This window comes from Streptomyces sp. NPDC006510, assembly GCF_040611955.1.
Classification (GTDB): domain Bacteria; phylum Actinomycetota; class Actinomycetes; order Streptomycetales; family Streptomycetaceae; genus Streptomyces.
This window is the reverse complement of sequence record NZ_JBEXPH010000002.1, coordinates 114180-126933: the sequence shown is the minus strand read 5'-3', so window position 1 is coordinate 126933 and position 12754 is coordinate 114180. Positions and strand designations below refer to the sequence as shown.

Below are 12754 nucleotides of genomic sequence, written 5' to 3'. Positions count from 1 at the left end.
TCGTCGGCAGGAAACCACGAGCGATCCACAGGAGTACCCAGCGATGTCTATCGATCCGTCCTCGATTCCGAATTTCGGGGGCCAGCCCGAACCGCAGGCGGCAGGACCCGAGGGCCCCGTTGTCCCTGACCAGGACCTCGTCAAGCAGCTCCTCGAACAGATGGAGCTGAAGTACGTCGTCGACGACGAGGGTGACCTCGCGGCGCCGTGGGAGGACTTCCGCACGTACTTCATGTTCCGGGGCGAGGACGAGCAGCAGGTCTTCTCGGTCCGTACGTTCTACGACCGCCCGCACGCCGCGGACCAGCGTCCGGTCCTCCTCGACGCGATCGACGACTGGAACCGCCGCACACTGTGGCCCAAGGTCTACACGCACACCCACGAGCCCGAGGAGGGCTCCGAGGACACCGAGGTCTCGGTCCGTCTGATCGGTGAGGCGCAGATGCTCATCGGTACGGGCGTCAGCCTGGAGCACTTCGTCTCGTCGACGGTCAGCTGGGTGCGCGCCTCGATCGAGTTCGACAAGTGGCTCCAGGAGCGTCTGGGCCTGGCCCCTGCCGAGGAGAAGACGGACGGCGGGGACCCGGTCCCTCCGGGCGCCTGAGCCCTCGCACGGCAGCGACACCCCACCCCGGGGCTGCGGTCCTCAGGACCGTCGCCCCGGGGTGTGCCGGTTCAGGACGCCAGGCGTCGCAGGCGGCCGACCGCGTCGTGCAGGACGTCGTCCTTCTTGCAGAAGGTGAAGCGGACCTGGCTGCGGCCGGCGTCGGGGTCGTCGTAGAAGACGGAGTTGGGGATGGCGACGACGCCGCAGCGTTCGGGGAGCGCGCGGCAGAAGGCGTAGGCGTCCTTCTCGCCGAACGGGGTGATGTCGGTGGTGATGAAGTACGTGCCCTGGGGCCGGTGGACCTCGAACCCGGCCGCGCGCAGGCCGTCGCCGAGCAGGTCGCGCTTGCGGCGGAGGCCGGCGCGGAAGCTGTCGAAGTACGAGTCCGGCAGGCGCAGCGCTTCGGCGATCGCGTACTGGAACGGGCCCGCGCTGACGTAGGTCAGGTACTGCTTGGCCGTCCGGACGGCGGCGACGAGCGGGGCGTCCGCCGTGACCCAGCCGACTTTCCAGCCGGTGTACGAGAAGGTCTTGCCGGCGGACGAGATCGAGACCGTGCGGTCGCGCATGCCGGGCAGTGAGATCAGCGGGATGTGTTCGCCCTCGAAGACCAGGTGCTCGTAGACCTCGTCGGTGATGACGAGGAGGTCGTGTGCCACCGCCAGTTCGGCGATCGTGGTCAGTTCCTCGCGGGTGAGGACCATGCCCGTCGGGTTGTGGGGGCTGTTGAGCAGCAGCAGCCGGGTGCGGGGCGTGATCGCGTCCCGGAGGGCGTCGAGGTCGGGGCGGAAATCCGGGGCGCGCAGGGTCAGCGGGACGCGGACGCCGCCGGCCATGGCGATGCAGGCGGCGTAAGAGTCGTAGAAGGGCTCGAACGCGATGACCTCGTCGCCGGGTTCCAGCAGCGCCAGCAGGGACGCGGCGATGGCCTCGGTGGCTCCGGCGGTGACCAGGATCTCGGTGTCGGGGTCGTGGCTGAGGCCGTAGCGCCGCTGCTGGTGCTCGGCGATCGCGGTGCGCAGTTCGGGGATGCCGGGGCCCGGCGGGTACTGGTTGCCGTGACCGTCGCGCAGCGCCCGGACCGCGGCCTCCCGGATCTCTTCGGGGCCGTCGGTGTCGGGGAAGCCCTGGCCGAGGTTGATGGAGCCTGTCCGTACGGCAAGCGCCGACATCTCCGCGAAGATCGTCGTACCGAACTCGGCGAGGCGGCGGTTGAGCAGCGGTCGTCCCTGTGTCATGACCGCCATCCTGCGCGGAAGCTCTGGAGTTGCTCAAGTCTGCTTTGGCCGTCCGGGGGCCGGGGAATCCCCCACACACGCAGGAAGCGCAGGGAAGCGGGGGGACCTCGCTTCGGGGGACGGAAGGACGTGAGGTCGGTGAAGGTTTTTGTCGGTGTGGTGATAGCGGTCGCTCTGATCGGGCTGCTCGTCTCGGTCCTGGTGAGGGCCGGGAACAGGTCGAAGGCGGGCAAGCGGGGCGCGCGGCGGAGGAACTCCGGCAGTGGCTCGGGGGACAGCTGGTGGGCGGGGGGTGACAGCGGCGGCGGTTCGTCCTGCGGAAGCAGCAGCGGGCACTCCGGCGGGCATTCGTGCGGCGGTGGCTCGTCGTGCGGGGGCGGAGGCGGCGGAGGCGGCGGAGGCGACTGACCCGGGCGGCTGGTTGTGGAGGTGCCCGGCGGGTGAACTCCCGCCAGGCACCTTTTTGTTGGGACTTTCCGCGAGTTGCCGGTGAACAGATGATCCGAGGGGCCCCCTAGGGGATGGAAACCACGGCAAGTTGGGTAAAAACGCTGTGGATGCGACTTATTCGTGGTTCCCTCGGTTGAGAGAACATTCAGCCCTCGGACCCCAGTTGGACCTGATCGGGCGCTACCCACCTCCCACGTGCATCACGCCGGGGGGCGTCCCCTGTCCATGTGTCCATGCTTGCTTGCGGAGCCGACCCATGCTCACGACCCTCCAGACGGCTTATTCCGATACCTGTGCTGCCGACCTGGCCTGGGCGCTGGGGCGCGAACCGCTCCCGGCCCTGGCCGTGCTAGATCTCGAACTCGCGGGTGCCAGGCTGCAGATGCGCCTGCTAGGCGCCTCCCACCAGGTGCTCCTCGAAGAGGACCGCGGCACCTGTTCCGAAACCGTCGCCTGCATCCCCGGCAGCAGCACACCGCTTCCGCTCGGTGTGTCCAAGCGGCTCGGGGAATGGGAGTACGAATTCGCGGCGCGCGTCGAGACGCTCTCGGAGGGCTCGTTCGCGGGGCGCGCGCAGGAGCTCCTCGCGCTGGTGGCCGACCATCCCCACGGTCTCGCCGGGACGTTCCCCGGCAGCCCGCACGCCTTCACCGCCATGCTCGCCCAGCGGGCCGAGGGCCAGATGCGGTGGCGCACCTGGCACGCGTACCCGCAGGAGGGGCAGTTGGTGGTGACGCGCACCCGAGTGGGAGTGCGGATGCCGGCAGCGACGCTCTGAACAGGGCCCGACTCCCTTGCGAGCACGCCACTACACCCTTGTGGGTGACAGGCAGCCACCGAATCGTGACGTAGCGTTCGCCTCATGATCGACCAGCAGGCGTCGCTGCGAGGGGGCGCGGCGTGTCTTCCCGTGGGGCCGAGGACCGGTCGGTATCTCGTGCTGGCCGCTGTCTTCGTCTGTGCTGCCTGCGGTCTGGTGTACGAGCTCGAACTGGTGGCTCTTGCCTCCTATCTGATCGGTGATTCCGTCACCCAGGCCTCGGTCGTGCTCTCCGTGATGGTCTTCGCGATGGGGGTCGGCTCGCTTCTCGCGAAACGTTTACGCAGCCGTGCCGCAGTGGGTTTCGGGCTGATCGAGGCGGCCCTCGCGCTCGTCGGCGGCTCCTCGGCGCTGGTGCTGTACGCGTCGTTCGCCTGGATCGGGGAGTCGCGGTACGCCCTGGTCGGGTTCTCGCTCACGATCGGCATCCTGATCGGTGCGGAGATCCCGCTGCTGATGACCTTGATCCAGCGCGTCGACCGGCAGGACGCGGGCGGCGCCGTCGCGGATCTCTTCGCCGCCGACTACGTGGGCGCGCTGGTCGGCGGGCTCGCGTTCCCGTTCCTGCTGCTGCCGGCGCTCGGGCAGCTCACCGGGGCGCTGTTCACCGGTGCGGTCAACGCGGCGGCGGGCGGGGCGCTGGTGCTGTGGGTGTTCCGGCGGGATCTCACCCCTCGCTCCCGCTGGCTGCTGATCCTGTTCAACGTGGCGGTGATCGCCGCGCTGGCCGTCGCCAGCGCGCTGGTCGACGACTTCGAGCGGGTGGCGCGGCGCGCGGTGTACGGGGACGGGGTGCGGGTCGCGGTGCAGACCGAGGTCCAGGAGGTGGTGCTGACGGGGTCGGGCCGCAGCTCCCTGAATCTGTATCTGGACGGACGGCTGCGGGTCAGCGCGCGCGACGAGTACCGCTACCACGAGGCGCTGGTGCACCCGGCGATGAACGGGCCGCACGCCCACGTCCTGGTCCTGGGCGGCGGCGACGGCCTCGCCGCCCGCGAGGTGCTGCGGTATCCGGACGTACGCGGCGTCACCGTGGTCGAGCTCGACGAGGGCGTCACCCGGTTGGCCCGTACCGACCGGGCGCTCTCGGAGCTGAACGGTCACGCGTACCGCGACCCCCGGCTCACGGCCGTCACCGCGGACGCCTTCAACCGGCTGCGGGCGGCGCACGGCAGCTATGACGTGGTGATCTCCGATCTGCCCGATCCCGGGATCTCCACCAGCACGAAGCTCTACTCGGCGGAGTTCTACGGCCTGGTCACCGAGGCGCTCGCGCCCGGCGGCCGACTGGTGGTGCACGGGGGCCCGCCGGTGTCCCGGCCGCGTACGTTCTGGACGGTCGAGGCGTCGATGAGGGCGGCCGGGCTGCGGACCCGTCCGTACCGGATCAGTGGCCGGCTCTCCGATTCCGCGGCCGGTCCCGACCGGGCCACGCACCGGGCGCACTCCGCGCACGGCTGGGGCTTCGTCCTCGCCGGTCGGGGAAGGCGGCCGGGGCTGGGCCTCGCCCCGGAGGCGCCGGTGCTGCGGTCCATGACGGAGCCCGAGCTGGTGAACGCGGGACGGGAGATGGAGAGCGCACGGCTGCCGGGGCTGCCGCCGTCGACGCTGGTGCATCCGCGGTACTGGGAGGACCGGTGAGGCGGGTGCCGTGATCCGGATGACCGGCGGCTCCGCGGGGCGGAACCGCTGACGTGACGGCCGGGGCTGAGTAGGCTCGGTTTCCATGGAGCATGAGGTGTTCGTTCCGGTTCCGGTCCTGCCCCTCCGGCGGACGCTGGGTGACCCCGCCCGCGTCGCGAGATGCGTGCCGGGGTTGCAGCAGGACGCCGACGCGTCCGCGGGCCCGCTGTCCGGCCGGCTCAAGATCCGGGTCGACGGCCACACGATCACTTACCGCGGCGAGCTGCGGCTCACCGATGCGCCGCAGGACGGCCCGGAGGGTTCGTCCCGGGCCGGGATCCTGGTGACGGGCGAGGGCACCGAGGCCCGGGGCAGCGGCTCGGCGAAGCTGAGCCTGACGATCGGCCTGACCGAGCGGGACGGCGGCACGGCCATCGGGTTCGCGGGCACGGCGAGCGGTGACGGCCGGCTCCTGGAGCTGGACCCGGCGGCGGCGCTCGCGGCGGCCCACCGGCTGCTGGACCGCTTTGCCCAGCAACTGGTGACGGAGACGCTCGCGGACGGCGAAGAGAGCGCTGACGCGGCCGACGGTGTGCCGGGTGAGGAGCTCGGCGAGGTGGAGCGGACCGTCGGGGAAGCCGTGGAGCAGGCCATCGAGGAGGGGGCCGAGGAGGCCGATACGACCGGCGCGGCCACCGCCCGTAGCGTCACCCCGGAAGCCGGCGACGACACCGCCGACGACGCCACGCCCAGCCATGACGCCGCGGCGGACGAGGCGCCCTCCGCGGAGGAGCCGGGGGAGTCCGGGGAGCCGGGGGAGCCCGGAAATCCGCCGGGCACCGGCTCCGTCTTCGACGCGCCCGTGCCCCCGCCGTCGCTCGACCCGGTGTCCGAGGTGGAGTTCACCGCCCCCGAAGGCCCCCCGGCGGAGGCCGCGCACGCCCGGCGGACCATGATCGGCCGCAGCGCCGAGGAGGTCGACCACGCGCCGCCGCGCGGCCGGTACGCGCCCGTCCCGTCACCCGATTCGACCACCGCGGGCGCCACGCTGCGCTGGGTCGCCCCGGCCGCCGCGCTCGCGCTGGCGTCCGCCGTGGTGGTGACCCGGGCGCTGAGGCGGCGGCGGTAGCGGTCCCGCCAGTAATGTCGGTCGGGTGAGTAGCAGCGAGAAGGACGTCCGGCTGTCCGTCGGCGACACAGAGTTGACCGTGAATCCTGCCAACGGCTGTCGCATCGACAGCCTGCGGATCGGTGGCACCGAGGTGCTGCGGCAGGGGGAGCGGTACGGCTGCTTCCCGATGGTGCCGTGGTGCGGGCGCACCGAGAACGGACTGTTCCGCAACGGCGACGTCCCGCACCGGTTGCCGCTGAACTCCCCGCCGCACGCCATCCACGGCACCGGCAGGGACACCGCCTGGCGCACCGCCCGGCTGGGCGAGCGGGAGGCGTCGTTCTACTACGACCTCGTCGCCCCCTGGCCGTATCCGGGCCGGGTGACCCAGACCTTCGAGCTGGCCGAGGACTCGCTCACGCTCGCCTTCGGCATCGAGACGTACGGAGACTCGTTCCCGGCGCAGGCCGGCTGGCACCCCTGGTTCCTGCGCAACCTCGGTGGCGGTGGCAAGGACGTACAGCTGACCTTCGACGCGGCCTGGCAGGAGGAGCGGGGCGAGAACCATCTGCCGACCGGCCGCCGTATCCCGCCCCTGGGCGGCCCCTGGGACGACTGCTTCGGGATGCCGGACGGGGTCGAGGTGACGCTCACCTGGCCGGAGCAGCTGGAGCTGACCGTGAAGAGCCGGACCGAGTGGGTCGTGATCTACGACGAGCAGGAGGAGGCGGTCTGTGTGGAGCCGCAGTCCGGCCCGCCGAACGGGCTGAACACCACGCCCCGGTACGTCACACCGATCGATCCGCTGGAGATCTCGACGACGTGGAGCTGGCGCCGGCTCCGCCCCGGCGCCGGAGTCGGCGAAAGTTGATGCGAGGCGCGCGGCTTAAGCTCGTAGCCATGACTGACGTACGTGCTGAGCTGCTCCAGCAGATCAAGGACAAGGCCGTGGTACACGGCAAAGTGACCCTCTCCTCGGGTCTTGAGGCCGACTGGTACATCGACCTGCGCCGCATCACGCTGGACGGCAAGGCCGCTCCGATGGTCGGTCAGGTCATGCTCGACGCCACCGCCGAGCTGGACTACGACTGCGTGGGCGGGCTGACGCTGGGCGCCGACCCGGTGGCCACCTCGATGCTGCACGCCTCCGCCGCGCGCGGGCAGGAGCTGGACGCGTTCGTCGTCCGCAAGGCGCAGAAGGCGCACGGGATGCAGCGCCGCATCGAGGGCACGGATGTGAAGGGCCGCCGCTGCCTGGTGGTGGAGGACACCTCGACCACCGGTGGTTCGCCGCTGACGGCCGTCGAGGCGGTGCGCGAGGCCGGTGGCGAGGTCGTGGCCGTGGCCGTGATCGTGGAGCGGGGTGCGGCTCCGGCCATCGCCGAGGCCGGTCTCCCGTATGTCCACGTCTACTCGGTGGCCGACCTCGATCTGGCCTGATTCCTGGCCTGAGCATCGGCTTGACCTGCGGTTTCTTCCGGGGGTGGGTGGTTTCACGTGAAACGGCCCACCCCCTTCGCGGGTCCGCGTCCCGTGCACCGGAGCACTCGGGAGACGGGCCGGGTGGAGCCGGAACGAGAGTCTGGGAAGATGGGGGCGACGATGACGTCGCCCCCAGGTCAGGGAACCAGCAACGCACACCCGCATATCCCAAGGAGCGGTCAGATGCCCATCGCAACCCCCGAGGTCTACGCCGAGATGCTCGACCGGGCGAAGGCAGGCAAGTTCGCCTACCCGGCCATCAATGTGACGTCGACCCAGACCCTGCACGCTGCGCTGCGCGGCTTCGCGGAGGCGGAGAGCGACGGCATCGTCCAGATCTCCACCGGTGGGGCGGAGTTCCTGGGCGGCCAGTACAACAAGGACATGGTCACCGGCGCCGTCGCCCTGGCCGAGTTCGCGCACATCGTCGCCGCCAAGTACGACATCTCAGTCGCGCTGCACACCGACCACTGCCCCAAGGACAAGCTGGACGGTTACGTGCGTCCGCTGCTCGACATCTCCGCCGAGCGCGTCGCCAAGGGCGAGAACCCGCTGTTCCAGAGCCACATGTGGGACGGTTCGGCCGAGACGCTGGCCGACAACCTGGCCATCGGCCAGGAGCTGCTGGCCAAGGCCGCCGCCGCCAAGATCATTCTTGAGGTCGAGATCACCCCGACCGGTGGCGAGGAGGACGGCGTGACGCACGAGATCAACGACGAGCTGTACACCACCGTCGACGACGCGCTGCGCACCGCCGAGGCGCTCGGCCTGGGCGAGAAGGGCCGCTACCTGCTGGCCGCCTCCTTCGGCAACGTCCACGGTGTCTACAAGCCGGGCAACGTCGTGCTCCGTCCCGAGCTGCTGAAGGACCTCCAGGAGGGCGTCGGCGCCAAGTACGGCAAGGCAGCTGGTAGCCACCCCTTCGACTTCGTCTTCCACGGCGGTTCCGGCTCCACCGAGCAGGAGATCGCCACCGCGCTGGAGAACGGCGTCGTGAAGATGAACCTCGACACCGACACCCAGTACGCCTTCACCCGCCCGATCGTGGACCACGTGTTCCGCAACTACGACGGTGTGCTGAAGGTCGACGGCGAGGTCGGCAACAAGAAGGTCTACGACCCGCGCAGCTGGGGCAAGTCCGCCGAGGCGGGCATGGCCAAGCGCGTCACGGAGGCCTGCGCCAACCTGCGCTCCACCGGCACCAAGCTGAAGTAGGCGGCAACCGCCTTACGGAGTGTGGTCGTGGGCCCGGTACCCCTTGGGGTGCCGGGCCCACGCCGCGTCCGCGACCACGCCTGCGTCCACGTCACGTTCCAGAGAGGCATGAGGGATCGCTGTGAGTTCCAGTGCGCGCTATGACTTCGACACCGTCGTCGACCGCCGGGGCACCTGGTGCGTCCAGTGGGACGGGGTGGCGGACCGGTTCGGGGTGGACGGGCTCCTGCCGTTCACCATCTCCGACATGGACTTCGAGACCGCCCCGGAGGTGCTGAGCGCGCTGCGCTCCCGTCTCGACCACGGCGTGTTCGGCTACACGGACTGGCGGCAGGACGACTTCCGCTCGGCGATAGCCCACTGGTACGCGACCCGGTACGGCACCGAGGTGGACACCGGGCAGCTGGTGTACGGCCCCTCGGTGCTCAGCCAGCTCTCGCAGCTGCTCCAGATGTGGTCGGCCGAGGGTGACGGAGTGGTCGTCCACACCCCCACGTACGACGGTTTCCGCAAGGCGATCACCGGGCTCGGGCGGGAGCTGCGGGGCGTGCCGGTGGGGGACCCGGCCGCGCTGGAACGCGAGCTCGCCCGCCCCGACAGCAAGGTCCTGGTCCTGTGCTCGCCGCACAATCCGACGGGCCGGGTGTGGACGGAGGCCGAGCTGGGCGGGATGGGATCGCTCGCCGCGCGGTACGGGGTCGCGGTGATCAGCGACGAGATACACGCGGACTTCGTGCACGAGGGGCATGCGCATGTGCCGTGGACGCGGATCGGGGGCGACGGGCGCTGGGCGCTGATCACCTCCGCGTCGAAGGCGTTCAACTTCCCGGCGCTGACCGGTTCGTACGGGCTGATCGGCGATCCGGCCGACCGGACGGAGTTCCTGCGCCGGATGGAGACGGCCGAGGGGCTGGCTTCCCCGGCGGTGCTGTCGCTGACCGCGCACATCGCCGCGTACCGGGAGTCGGCGGCGTGGCTGGACTCGCTGCGGGCGTATGTCGCCGGGAATCTGGCACTGGTCGCGCAGCGGCTGAACGAGGCGTTCCCGGAGCTGGGGTGGCGGCCGCCGCAGGCCGGCTATCTGGCGTGGATCGATCTGCGGCCCGTGGGGGTCGATGGCGACGAGGCCCTGCAGCGGGTGCTGATCGAGCAGGAGAAGGTCGCGGTGATGCCGGGCGGGGTGTACGGCGCGGAGGGCTTCGTGCGGCTGAACGTGGGGTGCCCGCGTTCCAAGGCGGAGGCCGGGGTGGACGCGCTGATCAGAGGCGTACGTGCCGTGACGGCGCGGGCGTCCTAGGGTGTGCCACTGATGGTTGTGTTCGAAGCCGCACACAACGGCGATCTCGCGGCCGTACGGGCCGCCCTGGACGCCGGATTCGATGTCGCCGCGGTCAATGAGTACGGGTGGAGCCTCCTGCACCAGGCCGCGACGGGGGCGGAGTCGGACCCGGCCCGCGCGGCCGCCGTCCTCGCCGCGCTGCTGGACGCCGGAGCGCCCGTCGAGCATCCGGGCGGTGACGGGCGCACCGCCCTCTACCTCGCCGCCGAGTTCTCGCAGTCGCCCGAAGCGGTCGAGCTGCTGATCGCCCGCGGGGCGGATCCCGACATCACCGACGGCCACGGCAGCCATGTCACCGTCAACGCCTGGTGTCCGGAGGTGGCCGCGCTCCTGGCGGCCGCCGCCGGAGTCGAGCCGCCGGCGCCGGACGAGGCGGATTCCGCGCCGGAGCGGAAGCTGTCGCGGGCACAGTGGCGCGCGGCGAAGAAGCGGATCGGTGCAGTGCTGGACGGGCTGGACGCGGCGGGGTTCGTCGCGCTCGCCGATGCCGGCACCACCCAGTCCGACGGCTTCGACGACTGCTCCGAGGCCGCGGAGGAACGGGACCGGGGCCCGGACGACCTCGTGGGGTTCTGCTACTACACGCGCCAGGACGCCAAGCACGCCCGCGAAACGGGACGCCTCTTCCTGGCGTTCTGGGGCGCACCGGACGGCAGCACCCGGAAGATGGAACACGCCGGTGAACTCGTCGTGCGGGCGTTCCGCGGAGCCGGCTTCCGCGTGGACTGGAACGGTGCGGGCAGCAGCCGCCCGTCCGTCGACCTGACCGGCTGACCCCGTGCCGGGAGGGCCGCCGCCCGATGGCTTTCCCGGCACGGAGCGGGGATGCTGCTCGTATGCCTGACGCAGCCGAGCCGGGCGCCATCCGCGTCGCCTCCGCCACCGGACGCCGGATCGTCCTCACCACCGTCCTCGGCTCCAGCATGGCCATGCTGGACTCCACCGTCATCAACGTCGCCCTGCCCCGCATCGGCAAGGACCTCGGCACCGACCTGGCCGCCCTCCAGTGGACCGTCAACGCCTACATGCTGACCCTCGCCGGGCTGATCCTCCTCGGGGGTGCCCTGGGCGACCGGTACGGGCGGCGGCGGGTCTTCGTCGTCGGGGTGATCTGGTTCGCCACCGCGTCCGTGCTGTGCGGCCTGGCGCCGAACGCCGCCGTGCTGATCGCCGCCCGCGCCCTCCAGGGCATCGGCGGGGCGCTCCTCACGCCCGGTTCGCTGGCCCTGATCCAGGCGAGTTTCCACCCCGACGACCGGGCCCGCGCGGTCGGGCTCTGGTCGGGGCTGGGCGGGGTCGGGGCCGCCGTCGGGCCGTTCGTCGGCGGTTGGCTCGTCGACGGGCCGGGCTGGCGGTGGGTGTTCCTGCTCAATGTGCCGCTCGCCGCGGTCTGTGTGCCGGTGGCGCTGCGTCACGTACCGGAGTCGCGCGACCCGCACGCGCACGGGCGCTTCGACGTGCTGGGCGCCGTGCTCGGGGCGCTCGCCCTCGCCCTGGTGACCTATGCGCTGATCGAGGCGCCGGGGCAGGGGGCATCCGGTGCGGTGATCGGGGCGGCCGTCGGCGGGGTCCTGCTCGGGGCGGTCTTCGTGCGGGTGGAGCGCACCCGGAAGGAACCGATGCTGCCGCCCTCGGTCTTCGCGTCCCGGCAGTTCACCGCCGTCAACGTCATCACCCTCTGCGTGTACGCGGCGCTCGGCGGCTACTTCTTCCTCTCCGCGATCCAGCTCCAGGTGGTGGCCGGGTACTCGGCGCTCGGCGCGGGCACCGCCCTGCTGCCGGCGACCGTCCTGATGCTGTTCTTCTCGGCCGCCTCGGGCGAACTGGGACAGCGCATCGGCCCCCGCATCCCGCTCACCGCCGGCCCGCTGGTCGCCGCCGCGGGCATGCTGCTGATGCTGCGGGTCGGGCCCGGTTCGAACTCCGTCTCCGGCTACCTCACCGATGTGCTGCCCGCGGTCGCCGTCCTCGGCGTCGGCCTCGTCACCCTGGTCGCACCGCTCACCGCGACCGTCCTGGCCTCCGTGGACACCGCACGGGCCGGCCTCGCCAGCGGGATCAACAACGCGGCCGCCCGCGCCGCGGGCCTGATCGCGGTGGCCGCGCTGCCGTTGCTCGCCGGAATGGGCCCGGAGGCGTACCGGGACGCCGACGAGTTCGACGCGACCTTCCGCCGGGCCATGCCGATGTGCGCCGGGCTGCTTGTGCTGGGTGCGGCGATCGCCTGGGCGACGGTACGGAAACCCCTGGTCACGGCCGACGAGAAGGAGCAGGTGCGGCCCGAGTGCACGGTGCACTGCGGCGTCGCCGCACCGCCCCTGGAACCCGCGCACGAGACGGAGGAGAACCCGGGCGCGGGCTGACCGCCCGCACGGCGCCCGGGTACCCCCGGCCCGCCGGTGCCAGGCACACTTGAACCCATGTCGATCCACGAGAATCTGCTCGGGGGACCTCCCCCGACCCACCTGCCCGACGACCCGGAGCCGCGCGAGCTGCTCGCGAGCGGCACGGCCCCCGCCGATGTCGCGGCGAAGTACCCGACCTCCTCCCTGGCCTGGGCACAGCTCGCCGACGAGGCGTTCGACGGCGGCCGCGTCATCGAGTCGTACGCCTACGCCCGCACCGGCTACCACCGCGGCCTCGACGCACTGCGCAGGGCCGGCTGGAAGGGCCACGGCCCCGTACCGTTCGAGCACGAGCCGAACCGCGGCTTCCTGCGTGCCCTGCACGCCCTGGCGCGGGCCGCCCAGGCGATCGGGGAGCAGGAGGAGTACGAGCGCTGCTCGACGTTCCTGCGCGACTCCTCGCCCACCGCTGCCGAGACGCTCGGCTAGAACTCCTCGTCGGACCCCGCGGACGCCCTACGTCC

General features: G+C 71.5%; 12 protein-coding genes. 11 read left to right on the top strand and 1 reads right to left on the bottom strand.

The genetic code is table 11. The features are described from left to right. The first annotated feature begins 43 nt into the window (after window positions 1-43). Window positions 44-604: a YbjN domain-containing protein gene (locus tag ABZY11_RS01590; protein WP_356477176.1), complete on the top strand. Its 561-nt coding sequence runs from the start codon at window positions 44-46 to the stop codon at window positions 602-604. Between the two features lie 71 nt (window positions 605-675). Here ABZY11_RS01590 and ABZY11_RS01585 read toward each other — a convergent pair whose 3' ends face one another. Further along, the gene (locus ABZY11_RS01585) at window positions 676-1854 is read right to left on the bottom strand and encodes a pyridoxal phosphate-dependent aminotransferase (protein WP_356477175.1); all 1179 of its coding nucleotides are present in this window, start codon (window positions 1852-1854) and stop codon (window positions 676-678) included. A 697-nt stretch (window positions 1855-2551) separates the two neighbouring features. Between ABZY11_RS01585 and ABZY11_RS01580 the strand changes: the two genes are divergently transcribed. The 10 genes from ABZY11_RS01580 (at window position 2552) to ABZY11_RS01535 (ending at window position 12719) form a co-directional block, all read left to right on the top strand. Next, a complete protein-coding gene (locus ABZY11_RS01580) occupies window positions 2552-3073 on the top strand; it encodes a DUF2617 family protein (RefSeq protein WP_356477174.1) in 522 nt (173 codons plus the stop codon). Window positions 3074-3157: 84 nt separating this feature from the next. Continuing rightward, window positions 3158-4756 (top strand): polyamine aminopropyltransferase, encoded by a 1599-nt coding sequence (locus ABZY11_RS01575; RefSeq protein ID WP_356477173.1) that lies wholly within the window; start codon window positions 3158-3160, stop codon window positions 4754-4756. Window positions 4757-4841: 85 nt separating this feature from the next. Then, a complete protein-coding gene (locus ABZY11_RS01570; RefSeq protein ID WP_356477172.1) occupies window positions 4842-5867 on the top strand; it encodes a hypothetical protein in 1026 nt (341 codons plus the stop codon). 25 nt (window positions 5868-5892) lie between these two features. Continuing rightward, complete coding sequence (locus tag ABZY11_RS01565; protein WP_356477171.1) at window positions 5893-6720, top strand: aldose 1-epimerase; 828 nt, start codon at window positions 5893-5895, stop codon at window positions 6718-6720. 29 nt (window positions 6721-6749) lie between these two features. Further along, window positions 6750-7289: an orotate phosphoribosyltransferase gene (gene pyrE, locus ABZY11_RS01560; protein WP_136326594.1), complete on the top strand. Its 540-nt coding sequence runs from the start codon at window positions 6750-6752 to the stop codon at window positions 7287-7289. A 225-nt stretch (window positions 7290-7514) separates the two neighbouring features. Continuing rightward, window positions 7515-8546: a class II fructose-bisphosphate aldolase gene (fbaA, locus tag ABZY11_RS01555; RefSeq protein WP_356477170.1), complete on the top strand. Its 1032-nt coding sequence runs from the start codon at window positions 7515-7517 to the stop codon at window positions 8544-8546. Between the two features lie 121 nt (window positions 8547-8667). Further along, on the top strand, window positions 8668-9843 hold the full coding sequence (locus ABZY11_RS01550) for a MalY/PatB family protein (RefSeq protein ID WP_356477169.1): 1176 nt from the start codon (window positions 8668-8670) through the stop codon (window positions 9841-9843). 12 nt (window positions 9844-9855) lie between these two features. After that, window positions 9856-10659: an ankyrin repeat domain-containing protein gene (locus tag ABZY11_RS01545; RefSeq protein ID WP_356477168.1), complete on the top strand. Its 804-nt coding sequence runs from the start codon at window positions 9856-9858 to the stop codon at window positions 10657-10659. Window positions 10660-10721: 62 nt separating this feature from the next. Continuing rightward, complete coding sequence (locus tag ABZY11_RS01540) at window positions 10722-12248, top strand: MFS transporter (protein ID WP_356477167.1); 1527 nt, start codon at window positions 10722-10724, stop codon at window positions 12246-12248. Between the two features lie 57 nt (window positions 12249-12305). Further along, entirely contained in the window at window positions 12306-12719 is a 414-nt protein-coding gene (locus ABZY11_RS01535) for a DUF3151 domain-containing protein (protein ID WP_356477166.1), read from the top strand. Window positions 12720-12754 lie beyond the last annotated feature (35 nt).